General features: G+C 68.9%; 16 protein-coding genes. 6 read left to right on the top strand and 10 right to left on the bottom strand.

The genetic code is table 11. The features are described 5' to 3' along the window. The coding region (locus tag AB0F72_RS31950; protein WP_360439060.1) for a DUF222 domain-containing protein at positions 1-625 on the bottom strand (625 nt) is incomplete at its 3' end. A gap of 135 nt (positions 626-760) precedes the next feature. Next, entirely contained in the window at positions 761-2,473 is a 1,713-nt protein-coding gene (locus AB0F72_RS31945) for an alpha-amylase family glycosyl hydrolase (protein WP_360439057.1), read from the bottom strand. Positions 2,474-2,585: 112 nt separating this feature from the next. Between AB0F72_RS31945 and AB0F72_RS31940 the strand changes: the two genes are divergently transcribed. Further along, positions 2,586-4,013: an NAD-dependent succinate-semialdehyde dehydrogenase gene (locus AB0F72_RS31940; protein WP_360439054.1), complete on the top strand. Its 1,428-nt coding sequence runs from the start codon at positions 2,586-2,588 to the stop codon at positions 4,011-4,013. Between the two features lie 6 nt (positions 4,014-4,019). Here the strand turns inward: AB0F72_RS31940 and AB0F72_RS31935 are convergent, their stop codons facing one another. Continuing rightward, a complete protein-coding gene (locus tag AB0F72_RS31935; protein WP_360439051.1) occupies positions 4,020-4,583 on the bottom strand; it encodes a GNAT family N-acetyltransferase in 564 nt (187 codons plus the stop codon). A 118-nt stretch (positions 4,584-4,701) separates the two neighbouring features. Here AB0F72_RS31935 and AB0F72_RS31930 point away from each other — a divergent pair, with 118 nt between their 5' ends. From AB0F72_RS31930 to AB0F72_RS31915, 4 genes are all read left to right on the top strand, one after another. Continuing rightward, positions 4,702-6,204, top strand: a complete 1,503-nt coding sequence (locus tag AB0F72_RS31930) for an extracellular solute-binding protein (protein ID WP_360439048.1) — start codon at positions 4,702-4,704, stop codon at positions 6,202-6,204. 36 nt (positions 6,205-6,240) lie between these two features. Next, positions 6,241-7,302: a sugar ABC transporter permease gene (locus AB0F72_RS31925; protein ID WP_360439045.1), complete on the top strand. Its 1,062-nt coding sequence runs from the start codon at positions 6,241-6,243 to the stop codon at positions 7,300-7,302. Beyond that, the gene (locus AB0F72_RS31920; protein ID WP_360439042.1) at positions 7,299-8,186 is read left to right on the top strand and encodes a carbohydrate ABC transporter permease; all 888 of its coding nucleotides are present in this window, start codon (positions 7,299-7,301) and stop codon (positions 8,184-8,186) included. Before AB0F72_RS31925 ends, AB0F72_RS31920 begins: the two co-directional genes overlap by 4 nt. Positions 8,187-8,408: 222 nt before the next feature. Continuing rightward, positions 8,409-9,536, top strand: coding sequence for a substrate-binding domain-containing protein (locus AB0F72_RS31915; protein WP_360439039.1), 1,128 nt, complete (start codon positions 8,409-8,411; stop codon positions 9,534-9,536). Between the two features lie 151 nt (positions 9,537-9,687). Here AB0F72_RS31915 and AB0F72_RS31910 read toward each other — a convergent pair whose 3' ends face one another. The 3 genes from AB0F72_RS31910 to AB0F72_RS31900 all read right to left on the bottom strand — a co-directional run bounded on the left by AB0F72_RS31910 (position 9,688) and on the right by AB0F72_RS31900 (position 11,817). Beyond that, a complete protein-coding gene (locus tag AB0F72_RS31910; RefSeq protein ID WP_360439036.1) occupies positions 9,688-10,728 on the bottom strand; it encodes an LLM class flavin-dependent oxidoreductase in 1,041 nt (346 codons plus the stop codon). Between the two features lie 9 nt (positions 10,729-10,737). Next, on the bottom strand, positions 10,738-11,241 hold the full coding sequence (gene smpB / locus AB0F72_RS31905) for an SsrA-binding protein SmpB (RefSeq protein ID WP_014445216.1): 504 nt from the start codon (positions 11,239-11,241) through the stop codon (positions 10,738-10,740). 282 nt (positions 11,242-11,523) lie between these two features. After that, entirely contained in the window at positions 11,524-11,817 is a 294-nt protein-coding gene (locus AB0F72_RS31900; protein WP_360439032.1) for a hypothetical protein, read from the bottom strand. 162 nt (positions 11,818-11,979) lie between these two features. Here AB0F72_RS31900 and AB0F72_RS31895 point away from each other — a divergent pair, with 162 nt between their 5' ends. Then, positions 11,980-12,306 (top strand): putative quinol monooxygenase, encoded by a 327-nt coding sequence (locus AB0F72_RS31895; protein ID WP_360439029.1) that lies wholly within the window; start codon positions 11,980-11,982, stop codon positions 12,304-12,306. Positions 12,307-12,401: 95 nt separating this feature from the next. Here AB0F72_RS31895 and AB0F72_RS31890 read toward each other — a convergent pair whose 3' ends face one another. The 4 genes from AB0F72_RS31890 to AB0F72_RS31875 form a co-directional block, all read right to left on the bottom strand. Beyond that, positions 12,402-13,532 carry a cellulose binding domain-containing protein gene (locus AB0F72_RS31890; protein WP_360439026.1) on the bottom strand — a complete coding sequence of 377 codons (1,131 nt, stop codon included), beginning with the start codon at positions 13,530-13,532 and terminating at the stop codon, positions 12,402-12,404. Positions 13,533-13,679: 147 nt separating this feature from the next. After that, entirely contained in the window at positions 13,680-15,065 is a 1,386-nt protein-coding gene (locus tag AB0F72_RS31885; RefSeq protein ID WP_360439023.1) for a heterodisulfide reductase-related iron-sulfur binding cluster, read from the bottom strand. Between the two features lie 115 nt (positions 15,066-15,180). After that, positions 15,181-16,521 (bottom strand): FAD-binding oxidoreductase, encoded by a 1,341-nt coding sequence (locus tag AB0F72_RS31880; RefSeq protein WP_360439020.1) that lies wholly within the window; start codon positions 16,519-16,521, stop codon positions 15,181-15,183. Beyond that, a complete protein-coding gene (locus AB0F72_RS31875) occupies positions 16,522-18,042 on the bottom strand; it encodes an FAD-linked oxidase C-terminal domain-containing protein (protein WP_360439017.1) in 1,521 nt (506 codons plus the stop codon). Between the last annotated feature and the right edge of the window lie 91 nt (positions 18,043-18,133).

The raw sequence follows: 18,133 nt of genomic DNA, 5'->3' as shown, positions 1-18,133 counted from the left end.
GGTCGTCTAATGAGGCATGGTCGTCTAATGAGGCATGGTCGTCTAATGAGGCATGGTCGTCTAATGAGGCATGGTCGTCTAATGAGGCATGGTCGTCTAATGAGGCATGGTCGACCTCGGGGGAGACATGTTCGAGGATCCGGCGGGCGGCGATCCGCAGCTGCCGCGGGTCGAGGTGCTCTGCCCACTCGAGCAGAACCGTTCGTGCCCGGGCCAGCGTCTCCGCATCCAGATCTTTCGGCAGTTGCGCCAGCTCGGTCGTGATGACCGTGAGCTGTTCGGCATTGACAGCGCCGGCGGTCACCGCGGCGTCCAGGTCCTGGTGGGCGTCGAGCATCCGTGCCTGCGCCAGCCACATGCCGGCCGTCGCCGACGAGACCCGCAGCCGCTCCCGCAACCACATGTTCGCCGTGGCGGCCTGCTGGCCGGGCGGAATGCCCCGGCCCTCGACCTCGCGCACCGCGTGCAGCAGGGCCGCCTGCGCCATCTGCTGAGCGCGGAAGACCTGGTCGAGGAAGGTCAGCAGCTCTGTCTCGGACAGCCCGAACATCGGCGTCCGGGCACATTCGCCGGCCGCCGTCGTCAGCTGCTCCACTGCCTCTCGCACCCGCAAATCTTCGAACATGCGTACGACAAAAAACTCGCCCCGCCGGTCCGAGCCCAGCCATCTGCACAGGGCGACACATGACTCGAGTCGGACAGCTGGCAATCGGTGGGGATCAGCGCGGGCCCCGCCCGTGGGTCCGCCCCAGGGTGTCGCTCAACGACCGTGACCGACAGAGCCCGATTCGGTACGAACCCAGGCGGCCGCGTCAGCTGGTAGGCGCCCGTCGCCGGTCAGTGGATCGCTGCTGATCAGCACCTCGCCGTCCGGGAGCTCGACCGGGCCCGCACCCATGGCGACCACCACCGCAAAGCCAACTCCTCCGTGCACACGAGCAGCGATCAACCGCCCATCGCCGTCCACCGACCACTCCACCGGATCGTCCGCGGAGAGCAGCCCGTCCTCGTGCAGCCCGTCCTTGTGCAGCCGCTCTTTGTGCAGCCCTTCTTTGTGCAGCCGCCGCCGCAGCGCGATCGCGTCCCGGCACAACGCCAGCGACGGCGACTCCAGGTATCGCTCCCAGCCGTCGGGCACCGGCAGCCAGGGCGGCGCCGACCCGGGCGGGGAGAAGCCGCCGGCCCACGGCAGCGGCACCCGGCAACCGTCGCGTGTCATGCCGGACCGTTCCCACGCCGGGTCCTGCCGATCCTTCTCGGGAACGGTCACCTCGGGCAGCCCGTACTCCTGCCCCTGGAACAGGTAGGCGGCGCCGGGCAGCCCCAGGATCGTCAGCAGTGCGGCTCGGGCGCGCGCCGGATTGCCGTACCGGGTCGGGGTCCGCACCACGTCGTGGTTCTCGGTCACCCAGGTGACCGGGGGATGGCGGAGCAGTCGCTCGCCGGTTTCCCGCCAGGCGTGCGCGTCCCAGGGCGCGATCACGAACCCGAACGCGAACGCCTGGTGCAGCCGGTCCGGTCCGGTGTAGCGGGCCGCCCGCTCCGGTTCCAGGTTGACCTCGCCGATCAGCACGCGCGGCGGATCGTACGAATCAGCGATCTCCCGCCACCGCCGGTACACCAATGGGGTCTCGGGCTGGTCGCAGGCGAGCGGATTGGAGCGCAGCCGCCCCGGCGGCAGTGCGACAACCGGCGGCAGTGCGACAACCGGCGGCAGTGCGACAACCGGCGGCAGTGCGACAACCGGCGGCAGCGCGACAACCGGGGGCAGTGCGACAACGGGCGGCAGTGCGACAACCGGCGGCAGTGCGACGCGTGGCGGAATCGTGACGCCCGGCGGCAGCGTGATGGACGAGAGCGGCGGCAGGCCGGGGGCCTTTAACAGCCCGTAGGCCACGTCCACCCGCAGACCGTCGACGCCCCGGTCGAACCAGAACCGGAGCACGTCGTCGAAGAACGGGGCGGTCCGCGGGTCGCGCCAGTTCCAGTCCGGCTGCTCCGGCGCGTACAGATGAAGGAACCAGGTGCCGTCCCCGGCCGGTTCCCAGGCCGGGCCGCCGAACACGCTGGGCCAGTCGTTCGGCGTCCGGGTGAAGTGGAATCGCTCCCGTGCCGACTCGTCGCCCGCGAGCGCCGCCTGAAAGATCGGGTGTTCCGACGAACAGTGATTCGGGACGATGTCGATGATCACGCGCAGTCCCAGTTCATGTGCCCGGCCGAGCATGGCGTCGAACGCGGCAAGATCACCGAAGAGCGGATCGACGCCGGTGTAGTCGCTCACGTCGTACCCATGATCCTTTTGGGGTGAGGTCTGGAACGGCGTGAGCCAGATGGCGTCCGCGCCCAGCTCGGCGATGTGATCGAGATGGGCCGTCAGGCCCGCGAGGTCGCCGATGCCGTCCCCGGAGGCGTCCGCGAACGATCGCGGGTAGACCTGGTAGACGACGCCGTCTCTCCACCACACCCCCGACATGGGTCCAGTGTGCGGGGAAGCACGATTGTGAGGGAAGCACGGTTTTTGGGGAACATGGCGCGGTGCGGCGATCGAGAGCAAGCTAGTAACGGAATTGAGTTAAGGAGCCGTTGTGGAAACCGAACTGTTCATCGGCGGTAAGTGGGTCCCGGCCTCCTCGTCCAGCCGTTTCGACGTGCTCGACCCGGCGACGGGCGACACCATCGCCTCGGTTGCGGACGGCGGCGAGGCGGACGCGATCGCCGCGGTGGATGCGGCCGCTGCGGCGGGGCCGGCTTGGGCGGCGACACCCCCGAGGGTACGGGCGGAGGTGTTGCGCAAAGCGTTCACGCTCATGACCGAGCGGGCCGACGAGCTCGCGAAGCTGATCAGCCTGGAGAACGGCAAGGCGCTCGTGGACGCGAAGGGCGAGGTCACCTACGCGGCCGAGTTCTTCCGGTGGTACTCGGAGGAGGCGGTCCGGGCCGAGGGCGCCCTGGCGACCGCACCGTCCGGCGCCAACCGGATCCTGGTGACGCGCCAGCCGGTCGGGGTGTGCGTGCTGGTGACGCCGTGGAACTTCCCGGCCGCCATGGCCACCCGCAAGATCGGCCCGGCGCTGGCGGCCGGCTGCACGATGATCCTCAAGCCGGCCAGCGACACCCCGCTGACCGCCCTTGCCATGGCCGCGATCCTGGCCGAGGCCGGCGTGCCGGAAGGCGTGGTCAACGTGTTGCCATCCCGCAGCTCCGGCAGGGTCGTCTCGCAGATGCTGCGCGACCCGCGGGTGCGCAAGCTGTCGTTCACGGGCTCCACCGAGGTCGGCCGGATCCTGCTGGCGCAGGCCGCCGAGAACGTCGTGAACACGTCGATGGAACTGGGCGGCAACGCGCCGTTCCTGGTCTTCGCGGACGCCGACCTGGACGCCGCGATCGAGGGCGCGATGATCGCGAAGATGCGGAACGGCGGTGAGGCGTGCACCGCGGCGAACCGCTTCTTCGTCGAGTCCTCGATCGCCGATGAGTTCTCCCGCCGGCTCGCGCAGCGCATGTCCGCGCTGGTCGTCGGGCCGGGCACGGACGAGAAGACGCAGGTGGGCCCGCTGGTGAACGAGGACACGGTCGCGAAGGTGGACGGCCTGGTCCGGTCCGCCCTGGACTCCGGAGCGCAGGCGGTCACCGGTGGCAGCCGGCCCGAGGGTCCCGGCTTCTACTACCCGCCGACCGTGCTGACAGGTGTCGCCCCCGACTCGGCGATCCTCCGCGAGGAGATCTTCGGTCCGGTCGCGCCGATCGTGACGTTCACCAGCGAGGACGAGGCGGTCCGGCTCGCCAACGACACCGAGTACGGCCTGGTCGCGTACGTCTACACCGGTGACCTGGCCCGTGGCCTGCGGGTGAGCGAGGCGATCGAGGCCGGCATGGTCGGCCTCAACCGTGGCCTGGTGAGCGACCCGGCCGCGCCGTTCGGCGGTGTCAAGCAGAGCGGCATCGGCCGGGAGGGCGGCCACGAGGGGTTGCTGGAGTACTTGGAGTCGAAGTACATCGCTGTTAGTTGGTGAGAGCTGTTAGCTGGTCAGAGCCTTACCCATCCGGACCAACGGCACGGGTACGCCGCCACGGTCGTCCTCGAGTGTCTCGATGACCTCGAATCCAGCCGCTGCGTAGAGAGGCTGCCCGGAGAGGGTTCCCATCAGTTCCAGCCTGGTGAACCCCTCCGCGGCAGCCGCCTTCTCGCACTCGGCCAGGATCATCCGGCCGATGCCGCGTCGCGCGTACCCGGGGTGGGTGTACATGGCCCGGACCTTCGCCGGGTCCCGCGTCGGATCCAGCAGCGCGCCGTCCCGCCCCGCCGTGTGGTCCCCGCCGTAGAGCGTCGCCCGCCGGCTCCACCCACCACAGCCGCAGACCGTCGCCCGTGGTGAGCGGGGATCCCGATCCCCAGCCACAGACTCGACCACGAAATACGTCCCGTCGTCGACAAGCTGCGTATCCAGCCCCATGATCTCGTGGCTGGCCGCGATCTGCGTCTCGTCGAGGAAGCCACGCTGCAGTTCCGCGATCGCCTGAGCCATCACGTCCCGCAATGCCGGCAGATCCTCCCGGGTAGCGACTCTGATCCTGAGCGTCATGCCCCCCATTGTGATGACCTCCCGGATTTCCTGATGACCTCTCCGGTCGCGGAACTCCAGCCACGGGCTTACCGTCAGGACAGGTTCTCCGTCATCGATGCGTAACGGGGAGGACATCATGACGACGAAGTCAGCTTGGAGCAGGTCTTATTCGGGCCGGTTCCACGGGAGCAGGTCTTACGGGAGCAGGTCCCGCAGGAGCAGGTCTCACCCGGGCAGGTCCCGCTGGAGCACAGCCGGCGCGGTCCTGCTGCTGGCGGCCACCACGGCCCTCACCGGCTGCGGCGACGACGGCGGTGACAGCGACGGCGGCGCCCTGACGGTCTGGAGCCTGGAGAACCTCACCGACCGGGTGCAGGCCACCCAGAAGATCGCCGACGAGTTCACCAAGTCCACCGGCATCCCGGTGAAGATCGTCGCGACCGACGAGAACCAGTTCAGCAGCCTGATCACCTCAGCGGCCGCGGCCGGCACGCTGCCGGACGTGGTGGGCGCGCTCCCGCTCGCGGCGGTGGCGCAGATGGCCTCCAACCAGCTGCTCGACACGGACGCGACGAAGGCCGTGGTCGACCAGCTCGGCCCCGGCACGTTCTCCGCCCCGGCGCTCCAGCTGACCAGCCAGGACGGCGTCCAGTGGTCGGTGCCGTCGGACGGCTGGGCGCAGCTGCTCTTCTACCGCAAGGACCTGTTCCAGCAGGCGGGCCTCGCCGTCCCGGACACGTACGCCGCGATCCGTGCGGCAGCCGAGAAGCTGAACTCCCCGCAGGTCGCCGGCGCCGCGCTCGCCACCGTCGGGAACGACGCGTTCACCCAGCAGACGTTCGAGAACCTGGCCCTCGGCAACAACTGCCAGATGGTCGACGACGCGAAGACGGTGCTGCTCGACTCGCCGCAGTGCGTGGAGACGTTCCAGCTCTACTCGGACCTGGTGAAGAACTGGTCGGTACCGGGCGCCCAGGACGTCGACACCACCCGCGCCACGTACTTCGCGGGCAAGGCGTCCATGGTGGTCTGGTCGTCGTTCCTGCTGGACGAGCTGGCCGGGCTGCGCAACGACGCCCTGCCGACCTGCGCCGAGTGCAAGGGCGACCCGACCTGGCTGGCGAAGAACACCGGCGTGGTCACCGCGGTCTCCGGTCCGCAGGGCAAACCCGCGCAGTTCGGCGAGATCACCAGCTGGACGATCACGGCCGACGGCGCGAATGAAGGTAATGGGTCGAGCACAGATAGAGCCAAGCAGTTCGTCACGTACATGATGAACGAGGGCTACACGGACTGGCTGGGTATCGCCCCTGAAGGCAAGATCCCGGTTCGCAAGGGTACGGCCGACGACGCCACGAAATTCACGACTGCCTGGAACACCCTGCCGGCCGGGGTGGACACCAAGAAGCCGCTCGCCGACCTCTACCCGGAGGACGTGCTGACGGCCCTGCAGAAGAGCCCGGACACGTTCCAGCGCTGGGGTTTCCCGCAGAAACAGGGCGCCCTGGTCGGCGCGACGCTGGGTGAGCTGCCGGTGCCCAAGGCGATCAACAGCTTGACCACCGGCGAACTCGACGCCCAGGAAGCGGCCCAGCGCGCGGCCGAGGACGTCAAGACGATCCAGAAGTCCCTCGAGTAACGGCTCGCAGGCATGGCTGAAACGACGAACACCCCCGTGCCCCCAGCTCCCACGCCCGGCACCCCGCCCAGCACGCCGTCCGGCACGCCGTCCGGCACGCCCGGCACACCGGCCCGCACATCGCCGAAGCAGAAGCGCCCGCTCACCCTGCGCCAGAGGGAGAGCCGCGCCGGTCTCGCGTACCTGTCACCGACTTTGATCGTGGTCCTGGTCGTGGTCGTCCTGCCGATCATCTGGACGGTGATGCTCGCCTTCCAGCGGATCCGGCTGATCAATCTGCGGCGGGCCGGCGTCTTCGGCGAGTACACGCTGTCGAACCTGGAACTGGTACTGACCTCGCCCGGCTTCTGGTCGTCGCTCTGGACCACCATGGTCTACACGGTCGGCTCCACCGTCGGATCGATCGCTATCGGCCTGGTCGCGGCGCTCGCTCTCCGGGGCCGCTTCCGCGGCCGGACTCTGGTCCGGGCTTCGGTCCTGCTTCCGTACGTGGCGCCGGTGGTGTCCGTGACGTTCGTCTGGACCATCCTGCTCAGCCCGCAGTTCGGGCTCGTCAACAACTGGGGTGCGAGGTTCCTCGGCTGGGACCGGCCGATCGCCTTCCTGAGCCAGCGCGAGTACGCCCTCGACCTGAGCTTCTTCGGCCTGTTCAGCTGGCACCTGGACATCCCGCTCGCGCTGCTCACGGTGATCGCGTTCGAATCGTGGCGGTACTTCCCGTTCGCGTTCCTCTTCCTGCTGGCCCGCTTGCAGGCCGTGCCGCAGGATCTGGAGGAGGCGGCCCGGGTCGACGGCGCCGCGCCCACCCAGATCTTCCGGCACATCCTGCTGCCCCAGCTCTCCGCGGTGATCGCGCTGCTCTGCGTGCTGCGGTTCATCATGACGTTCAACAAGTTCGACGACGTCTACCTGCTGACCGGCGGCGGGGCCGGCACCGAGGTGGTCAGCGTCCGCGTCTACGAGTTCCTCACCGCCCGCTTCGACGTCGGCGCCGCGGCCGCGCAGGCGCTCGTCCTGGCCGCCGGCCTGATCGTCCTGCTCGCGATCTACCTGCGCTTCCTGGCTCCGCGCGTAGAGGGAGAGGACGGGGATTCATGAAAGATCGGGCCAGCACCAGAGATCGGGCCAGCATCGAGGCGCGGGTTCTTTCCGTCCTGCGTCCGGTAGTGATCATCGTGCTGCTGGTCGCGACCCTCTTCCCGTTCCTCTACATGCTGCTGCTCTCGGTACGCCCGATCGAGCAGCTCCTCCAGGACCCCGGCCAACTCTGGATCGCCCCGTCCGAGTGGACGCTGAGCACCTACCGCGAGGTGCTCACCTCGGTCGAGGCGGGCGGCCAGGGCTTCCTGCGTTTCCTCGCCAACTCCGCGATCGTCTCGGTGGCCGCCACGGCCCTGACGCTGCTGGTGGCGATCCCCGGCGCGTACGCGGTCAGCCGCCTGCGATTCGCCGGTCGCCGCCAGGTGCATTTCCTGTTCCTGTCGGTCTACCTGTTCCCGTCGATCCTGCTGGCGATCCCGCTCTTCGTGCTCTTCACCCGGCTCGGCCTGCGTGGTTCTCTGGGCGGGCTGACCCTGGTGTACATCGCGCAGACCGTCCCCGTCTCGATCTACATGCTGCGCAACTACCTCTCCACGATCCCGGAGAGCCTGGAGGAGGCGGCAGCCGTCGACGGCTACAGCCGGTTGCAGACGCTGCGCAAGGTCATCCTTCCGCTGGCCGCGCCGGCCGTCATGGCGAACGCGCTGTACGTCTTCATGATCGCGTGGAACGAATTCCTGTTCGCGCTGCTCTTCCTGGTGGAGGATCGCGCCGACTGGACGGTCTCGCTGGGCCTGGCGCAGCTCTCCGGTGGCATCGAGGTCAGCAAGACCGTCCTGATGGCGGGTTCCGTCGTGCTGACGCTGCCGATTGTGATCATCTTCTTCGCGGCGGAACGGCTGCTGACCGAGGGACTCACCGCAGGCGCCGAAAAGGGGTAAGAGCAAACACCCTGCCTATGGGTACGGAGCATAACCTCGCGATTACGGAAAGTTAATGTTCGGCAGTAACCCGTGATTGTTTGGCAGTACCGCGAGGAAAATGAATAATCTTGTTGCTCTGGCCCCCTCCCGATGTTGCCCCCGTGACGCGCTGGCCGATACTAGGCGGGCCGTTCAGCGCCCCCACGCAGCTCGGGACCCCCTGAGAGGACATATATCGCCATGCGCAAGTCTCTGCTCGCCCTGGTCGCCGCAGGCCTGTTGACCACTGTCACACTCACGGCCTGTGACGACGGCACCGACCCTGGTGACTCCGGCGACAGTGGCGCGGCGACCACCAGCAACGGTGGCCAATCGTCCGGCAAGGCGGGAATCGGCGTGATCCTGCCGGACACCAAGAGCTCCCAGCGCTGGAGTCAGGACGACCCGAAGTACCTGAAGGCCGCGTTCGAGGCCGGCAAGGTGCCCTACCAGATCGCGAACGCCGAGGGCGACAAGGAGCAGTTCAAGCGCCTCGCGGACAAGATGCTGGACGAGGGCGCCAAGGTTCTGATCATCGCGAACCTGGACTCGGCGAGCGGCAAGGCCGTGATCGAGGACGCCCACTCCCGCAGCGTCCCCGTCATCGACTACGACCGGCTCACCCTCAACGGCGGCGCTGACTACTACGTCAGCTTCGACAACGAGCGGGTCGGCGAGCTTCAGGCGCAGACCCTGGTCAGCTGCCTCAAGCAGAAGAAGATCGACAACCCGATCGTCGCCGAGCTCAACGGGTCGCCGACCGACAACAACGCGACCCTGTTCAAGAACGGCTACGACCGGGTGCTGGACCAGTACTACAACGACGCCAAGTTCACCAAGGGCCCGGACCAGTACGTGCAGGACTGGGACAACGACGAGGGTCGCGAGATCTTCGCCCAGATGCTCAAGCAGTACCCGAACATCGGTGGCGTTCTCGCCGCCAACGATGGCCTCGGCAACGCGGCCATCGAGGTGCTGAAGGAAAAGAAGCTGAACGGCAAGGTTCCGGTGACCGGCCAGGACGCCACCGTGCAGGGCCTGCAGAACATCCTCGCCGGCGACCAGTGCATGACCGTCTACAAGGAGATCAAGCTGGAGGCCGACGCCGCCGCCAAGCTCGCGATCAACCTGTACAAGAACGTCAAGCCGCCGGTCGACGACAAGCTGAAGGACCCGGAGTCGGGCGCCTACATCCCGTTCGTGAAGCTGGACCCGCAGCCGATCACCGCGAAGAACGTCAAGTCGGTCGTCGAGAGCGGCTTCGTCACGGCGAAGAGCCTCTGCACCGCGAAGTACAAGGCCGCCTGCAACAAGGCTGGTATCAAGTAGGGCCGGTATCAAGTAGGGCCGGTATCAAGTAGGGCCGGTATCAAGTAGGGCCCGTATCAAAGAGGGCCCGTATCAAGTAGCACGACGATGACGAGAAAGGCCGGCGGGTAATCCGCCGGCCTTTGCTCTCACCGTCACGATCAGGGCGCGCTCACGCGGCCAGTAGCTCGCGGACTCGCGGGATGACCTGCGTCCCGTACAGCTCCACGCACGTCATCAGCCGCTCGTGCGGCAGCGTCCCGTGCGCGTACTTCAGGTCGAACCGCTGAATCCCCAGCGCCCGCACCGTAGCAGCGATCTTCTGCGCCACGGTCTCCGGTGAGCCGACATGCCAGGCACCCTCGGTCACGTCCGCCACGAAACGGTCCTTGGTGGTCCGCGGCCACCCGCGTTCCCGCCCGAGCCGGTCCAGCATCCGCCGGGCGTGCGGCCAGAGCACGTCGATGGCCTCGTCGTCGGTCGCCGCCACGAAGCCCGGGCAGTGCACCGCGACCGGCTGCTCCGGCTGTTCCAGCTCCTTGAGCGCCCGGTGGTACAGGTCGACGTACGGCGCGAACCGGGCCGGCTCCCCACCGATGATCGCCAGCACCAGGGGCAGACCGTACTGAGCCGTGCGCACGACGGACTCCGGGCTGCCACCCACACCGATCGACGCCCGGATCCGGCCCGACTCCGTCTTCGGGTAGACCTGCTGGTCGGTCAGCGGCGGCCGCACCGACCCGGACCAGGTGATCGGCCCCTCGGTGAGCAGGTGCGACATCAGGTCGAGCTTCTCCGAGAACAACCGGTCGTAGTCCGCAAGGTCGAACCCGAACAGCGGGAACGACTCGGTGAACGAACCACGGCCCAGGATGATCTCGGACCGCCCTCCCGAGATCGCGTCCAGGGTAGCGAAGCGCTCGTACACCCGTACCGGATCGTCGGAACTCAGAACCGTGACCGCCGTCCCCAGCTTGATCCGCTCGGTCTTCGCGGCGATAGCCGCGAGCACGATCTCGGGTGACGAGATGGCGTAATCGTCACGGTGGTGCTCACCCACGCCGAAAGCGTCGACACCGAGCCGGTCGGCCAGCACCGCCTGCTCCACGACGTTCCGGATCACCTGCGCGTAGGGGAGTGCCGTGCCATCCTCGCCGACTGTCACATCGCCGAAGGTGTCCAGCCCGAACTCAATTGCTGATGGATCTTCCACTCGTAGATCCTAGCGACGACCTCCTCTCACCGACGGCGACCGGCCCTTCAACCGGCGGCCCATCTCCCTGGCGATCTCCTTCTTCGCGTCTCGTTCCGCCATGACCTGCCGTTTGTCATAGGACTTGAGACCTTGCGCGAGGCCCAGCTCGACTTTCGCCCAGCCGTCCTTGAAGTAGAGCGAGAGCGGCACCAGGGTGAGGCCGGAGCTCTCGTTCAGCTTGTTCAGAATCTTGATGATCTCGTCTTTGTGCAGCAGCAGCTTGCGGGTGCGGCGCGGAGCGTGGTTGGTCCAGCTGCCGAAGCCATACTCCGCGATGTGCAGGCCGTAGAGCATGATCTCGCCGTTGTGCTCCTGGGCGAACGTGTCCACGAGTGACACGCGGCCCAGGCGCAGCGATTTCACCTCGGTCCCGGCCAGCACGAGGCCCGCCTCGTACGTTTTCAGGATCGCGTAGTCGTGACGCGCCTTCTTGTTGGAGGCGATCAGTTTGGTCCCGGTCTCCTTGGCCACGGAAGAAACCCTATGCCACCCCGCCTAACACCACCGTGACAGCCATTGTCACGCCCTTGTTAGGCGCCTCGTGGTTGAGTACCCCGTGTCAGGTGAAAGCGGCACGGCTCGGTAGGAGGTGAGCTCGGTAGGAGGTGGGCTCGGTAGGAGGTGAGCTCGGTAGTAGGCGGGCTCGGTAGGAGGTGAGCTCGGTAGGAGGTGGGCTCGGTAGGAGGTGGGCTCGGTAGGAGGTGAGCTCGGTAGTAGGCGGGCTCGATAGGAGGTGGGCTCGGTAGGAGGTGGTCAGGACACCCCGGGAACAGCCGGCGGCTCGGCCGGAATCGGGCGGCGCATCGAGTACGTGACGCTGCTCAGCCGGTGCGGCTCGCCCATCACATGGATGACCGCGCGGTCGTAGGCCTGCCACCCGGCCGCACCCGCACGATTGAGGTGCCGGATGTCGTCGAAGCGCTCGTCGGTGCCCCAGCGCAGCACCCCACCGGGATGGTGGAACGTCGCCGTCCAGTCCATGAAGCGGTCGGATCCCAGCGTGCCCGCCGCGCGGTACTCGAGCCGCGCGTATTCCCAGTTGTCCACCGGATGATTATGCCGTCCGTTTCGGACAGCTACACCCTCTCGGAGATCACCGTTTCCCGGTCGGGTGGTCCGGAGCGGCTGAGGGTGGCGCAGGAGCGGCTGTGACGGGTGCTCCGGGGCACGGTATGGGGCAAGATGGGCGTCGAGGACGAAAGGTGATCAATGATGATCTTCATTACTGCGAAGTTCCTGGTCAAGCCGGAGCACGCCGAGGCCTGGCCGCGCCTTTCGGCGGCGTTCACCGAGGCGACCCGCGCGGAACCGGGATGCCTGTGGTTCGACTGGTCCCGGAGCCTCGACAACCCGCATGAGTTCGTTCTGGTCGAAGCGTTCCGTGACGGGGACGCGGGTGCCGCGCACGTGGGTTCCGCCCACTTCAAGCAGGCTCAGCAGGACCTGCCACAGTATCTGTCCGCCACGCCCAAGATCATTAGCCAGTCGATCGACCAGTCCGGCTGGTCCGAGCTGGGCGAGATGGCCGTCAAATAGCGACCGGGCCGCGCACGGGGCCGGAGACGCTCGTCCCCGACCCCAGCGCGCTCGGCCAGGAGGGCTGGCCAGGAGAGCCGGCCAGGAGAGCCGTGTCAGGAGATCGCCGCGACCACCGCCGGGTACCAGCGGTCGGCGATCTTGATGTTGCCGTCGTCGTCCGGGTGAACGCCGTCGTAGGTGTCGGCCGCCGTGTCGAAGCCGGTCCACTGGTCGACCACGGTGATCGGTGACGCGGCCGTGCTCAGCGACGCCGCCCACGCCGGGATCGCGGCGTTCAGCGTGACCACCCGCTGTCCGCAGTCGGCGCAGGTCGGCGGGTTCAGCGGGATGATCTGTGCGACAAGGATCTTCATGTTCGGGTTGGCGGCGCGCATCTGCCCGACCAGTTTCGTGTAGGCCGCAAGAATCGTGGCGGCCGGGATGTTGCTCCACGCGTCGTTGGTCCCGAAGTGCATCATCACGACGTCCGGGTCGGTGGCGGAGAGCCAGCCGGGCAGCAGATCCTGGTTGGCCACGTTGGTGACGAGGTAACCGCCGTGCCCCTCGTTCTCCCCGTCGTAGGCGAACCCGCACCCCTGCCCGGGTAGCGTCCCGACGAAGTCGACCTCGGCGGCCGGCAGCTTCTGCCAGAGCAGCGCCCGCCAGCACCCCGGCGAACCCGTGATCGAATCACCGAGCGCCATGATCTTGGTCGGTCCATCGCCGGAGGGCTGGGACGGGGACACCGAGGTCGACGGGGACACCGAGGTGGACGGGGACGCGGACGGGGACGGGGACGGGGACGCGGAGGTGGACGGGGGCGCCGACGGCACGACCCCACCGGTACAGACCATGCCGTTCAGGCTGAACGACGCGGGAACCGGGTTGGACCCGGTCCAGGAACCGTTGAAGCCGAACGATGCGGTCCCGCCGCTGGCCAGGCCGGCGTTCCAGGCGACGTTGCGCACGGTCACCGCCGATCCGGACTGCGTGACAGCGCCGTTCCAGAGCTGGGTGATCGTCTGTCCCGCGGCGAAGGACCAGGTCAGCGACCAAGAGGTGAGCGGGTCGCCGAGGTTCGTGACGGTGACCGCGGCCCCGAATCCGCCCGGCCACTGGCTGGACACGGCGTACGAGACGGAACAGCCTGCCGCGGCGTTGGCGCGGGTGGCTAGGGAGAGCGAACCGGCGGCGAGGGCGAGGACGGAGGCGCCGGCGAGGACTGCCAGTCGTCGTTGATGCATGGGGGATCTCCAATCCGCTGGGAGCGCTCCCATTAACCCACATCAATGGCGAAGCGGGAAATACGCCAGCGAGAACGGTCAGGCGAGGCGGTCAGGCGAGGGCGGTCAGACGCGGGCGGTCAGGCGAGGGGGGTCAGACGAGAACGGTCAGAGGAGCGCCGAAACGCCCAGCCCGCGAATCGACGCGTCGAGCACCTGCGCGGTGTGCGCCAGCGCGATCGACCCGCCCCGCCGCCGGATCGCCGCCGCCACCTGCATGAGGCACCCCGGATTCGCGGTGACCAATAGCTGGGCCCCGGTGTCCAGCACCGCTGACGCTTTTCGATCACCGAGCTCGGCGGCCGGGACCGGGTTCAGCACGTTCCACACCCCGGCCGACCCGCAGCAGATCTCCGGTTCGCTGATCGGCCGCACGGTCAGTTCCGGAATCCCGGCCAGCAACGCGCGGGGCTGAGCGGTGATCCCCTGGGCATGCCCGAGATGACACGCGTCGTGATAGGCCACCGAGATCGGCAGCGGATGCCGCGTCGCCACCGGACCCAGCTCCACCAGCAGCTCGGAGAGATCACGGACCTTGGCGGCGAACGCGGCGGCCCGCGACGCGTAGGCCGGATCGTCGGCGAGCAGCTCCCCGTACTCCTTCAGCGACGACCCGCAGCCCGCCGCGTTGACCACGAAGTAGTCCATGCCGGTCTGCTCGAAGAGGCGGATCAGTTTCCGGGCGAACCGCTGCGCCTCGGCCCTGCGACCGTTGTGCACGCTCAACGCTCCACAACACCCCTGACCGGAAGGGATCAGCACGTCACAACCCTCTGCGGCCAAAACCCGTACCGTCGCGGAATTGACCCCGGGGAAGAACGCGGATTGCACGCACCCGGTCAGCATGCCCACGACGGCGCGGCGCGTGCCGCGTGCTCGCACGCGCTCCGGAGGGCGCGGGACCGAGACCAGGCGCGGCGCCAGGCTTTCCAAGGTCGCGAGGGTGGGCGCCAGTCGTTCCAGGAGGCCGGTGCGGCCCACGAGCTTCTGAAAACCCGATTTCTGGTACGCGCGGAGCGGTCCCCGCAGCAGCCGGAGCCGCCGTGGATAGGGGAACACCGCGAAGATCGCCGCGCGCAGTGCCCGGTCCCGCCCCTTACGGTCATGCCGCCGCTCCACCTGCGCGCGGGTGTCCTCGATCAACCGGTCGTACTGCACCCCGGACGGGCACGCGGTCACGCACGCCATGCAACCGAGGCAGTTGTCGAAGTGGTTGACCATCGAGTCGCTGAGCGGCTCACCGGAGAGTCCCTGGCCGATCAGATGGATCCGGCCCCGGGGCGAGTCCATCTCCTCGCCCCACAGCGTGTAGGTCGGGCAGGTGGTGAGGCAGAACCCGCAGTGCACACAGTCCGACACCAGGTCGGCGCTGGGCGGGCGATCCGCGTCGAAAGCGGTGCGGCCGCCTTCCCCGGAGGTCCTGCCCTCCTCGATGGCGCGCAGCACGTCCGGGGGAGGGTTGCCAGTCCCGTGGGTGGCGTCCACATCGGCCATCGCGAACCTCCCCGCATCACATTGGCTCACTCAGATCTCGCTGCTACTCAGGTCCCGCTGCTACTCAGATCTCGCTGCTACTCAGGTCCCGCTGCTACTCACGTCCCGCTATTTCTCAGATCCCGCCGACGAATCGGCCCGGCGCGAACCGGTGCTCCGGGTCGAACTGCGCCTTCACCCGGCGCATCAGGGCGAGCCCCGGCACCGGCCCCCACATGTCCAGCGTCTCCCGCACGCCCTCCGGGGCGGTCAGCACCACGGCGTGCCCGCCGGCCCGGATCGCCGCCGCCCGCATCAGCTCCACCCGCCCGTGCGGCCCGGGGCAGTCCGCCGGGAAAGCCGCGTAGAGCACCCCGGCGCCGGCCGAGCCGGTCACCGTCGCGCCGGCGCCGACCGCCGTCGCGACCAGGACTGGGATCTGCGACAGCACGCCGGTCAGCTTGACCAGGATGTCACCCGGCGGCATCGCGCCCCACCACGGCGGCGGATCGGTCCCGACGTCGACGCTCTCCGGGCTGACGACACTCCCCGGGCTGACGCAGGCGCCGAGCATCCGGGCCACCTCGCCGGCCCGGTCGCGCACCCCGGCGGCGGTGCCCTCGATCAGCACCGCGATCTCCGGGTCGGCGCCGGGCGCAGCGTGCACCTCGAGAGCGCTCGGCGCCAGCTGGGCGGCCAGGATTCGCGCCGCGTGACCGGGGGGCGCGACGGCTCGTACGAAAGCGATCGCAGCCGGCTCCGGATGCAGCCGGAACACACACTCGGTGATCAGGCCCAAGGTTCCGAAGGAACCGGTGTAAAGCTTGCCCAGGTCGTAGCCGGCGACGTTCTTCACCACCTTGCCGCCCGCCCGCGCGATCCGGCCGTCCGGCCGGACCACCGTGATGCCGATCAGCAGGTCCCGGGCCGTCCCGTAACGCAGCCGGCGCGGCCCGCTGGCGTTCGCCGCGACGGTCCCGCCCGCAGTGCCGCCCGCAGTGCCGCCCGCAGTGCCACCCGCAGGGCCGCCGGCAGTCGCGCTCGCAGTGCCGCCGGCACGGCCACCCGCAGTCGCGCCCGCAGCGCCGTCCGGAGTGCCGTTCGGCGTCCCGTCCGCTACCCCGGTCGGAATCGTCATGGCGTCCAGCGCCAGCTGCTGGCCCGGGAGGGCGTGCAAGTCGGCCATCGGCGTGCCGGCCCGGACCACGGTGATCAGGTCGCCGGCCGCGTGCTCGACCACGCCGGTCAGCCGCCGGGTGTCGATGATCAGGTCGAGGGCGCGCGGCGGCGGGCCCCAGGAGAGTTTCGTGCCACTGCCGCGGATCGCCACGGTCAGGTCCGAGGAGGCGGCGATCAGAGCCGCCGCCTCCTCGGTGCTGGCCGGTGCCGCGACCAGCCGGGCCGGCACTCCGCCGACCACGTCGTCCGGGCCCGCCTCGACGGCGCCCGCCGCGAAGAGTTCCTGCGGATCCGCCACTCAGAACACCTCCGCGCCCTCATGGTCGGGAGCGGCCCGATCGAGACCGGCCCGATCGATAGCGGCCCGGTGACGCCCGGGACGTTCGCCGCAGAGGCGTGGCGTGGGGAAGACCTTGCCGGGGTTCGCCAGGTTGTCCGGATCGAACGCGCACCGCACCAGGTGCATGGTCTCCAGGTCGGTGTCGCTGAACATCCGTGGCATGTACCGGGCCTTGTCGACGCCGACGCCGTGCTCACCGGTGATCGAGCCGCCGTGCTCGATGCAGAGGTCGATGATCGCGCCGGAGACCACCTCGGCCCGTTCCGCCTCGCCCGGCACCGCGTCGTCGAAGAGCACCAGCGGGTGCAGGTTCCCGTCGCCGGCGTGGAACACGTTCGCGACCCGCACGCCGTGCTCGCCGGCCACCTCGTTGATCCGCCGCAGGACCTCGGGCAGCGCGGTCCGCGGGATCACCCCGTCCTGCACGATGTAGTCCGGGCTGATCCGGCCGACCGCCGCGAACGCCGACTTGCGCCCCCGCCAGATCAGCTGCCGTTCGGCGTCGTCGGCGGCGACCCGGATCTCGAACGCGCCGGCCTGCTCGCAGAGCGCTGTCACCTCGGTGAACTGGGCCTCCACCTCGGCGGCGGGCCCGTCCAGCTCCACGATCAGCACCGCGCCGGCGCCGGCCGGATAGCCGCAGTGGACCGCGGCCTCGGCGGCCTCGATGGAGAGCGCGTCCATCATCTCGATGGCGGCCGGCACGACGCCAGCCGCGATGATCGCCGAGGTGGCGGCCCCGGCCTGGTCGGTGGAGGCGAACGCGGCGAGCAGGGTACGGACGGTCTCCGGCAGCCGGGTCAGCTTCACCGTCACCTCGGTCGCGACCCCGAGCGTGCCCTCGGAGCCGACGAACGCGCCGAGCAGGTCGTACCCGGGCGTGTCCGGGGCCAGGCCGCCCAGCTCGACCAGCTCGCCGTCCGGGGCGACCACGCGCAGCCCGGTCACATGGTTGGTGGTGAAGCCGTATTTCAGGCAGTGGGCGCCGCCGGAGTTCTCCGCCACGTTGCCGCCGATCGAGCAGATCTGCTGGCTGGACGGGTCCGGCGCGTAGTAGTAGCCGAACGGCGTGGCGGACTTCGTCACCTGCAGGTTGATCACACCCGGCTGGACCACCGCGCGCTCGTCCTCCGGCCGCAGTTCCACGATCGTCCGCAGTTGCGACGTCACGATCAGCACGCCGTCCGCGTGCGGGAGCGCACCGCCACTGAGCCCCGTCCCGGAACCGCGCGCCACGAACGGGACGTGTGCCTCGGCGCAGGCCCGCACGGTCGCGACCACGTCCTTCTCGGAGCCGGCCAGGACGACGAGCGCGGGGATGACCTTGTAGTGGGCGAGCCCGTCGCACTCGTAGGTCCGCAGCTGCTGCCGGTCGGTGAGCACCCGGTCCGCACCGATCTCGGCCCGCAGGCGAGCGGCGAGCGCATCGATCACCGTGGTTGATCCCTGTGGCGGCATGGTGGGCCGTTGTGGCGGCATGGTGGGCCTCCTCGGCAGCGAGTCGCCAGTGACACCGCTATCCGTCACGCTATCCGTGATCCAGGCCCGGCGCGATGGGTGAGTTCGAGCC

The sequence above is a fragment of the Actinoplanes sp. NPDC023936 genome (genome assembly GCF_040639325.1).
GTDB lineage: Bacteria > Actinomycetota > Actinomycetes > Mycobacteriales > Micromonosporaceae > Actinoplanes.
This window is presented reverse-complemented; position numbering and strand designations above follow the sequence as displayed.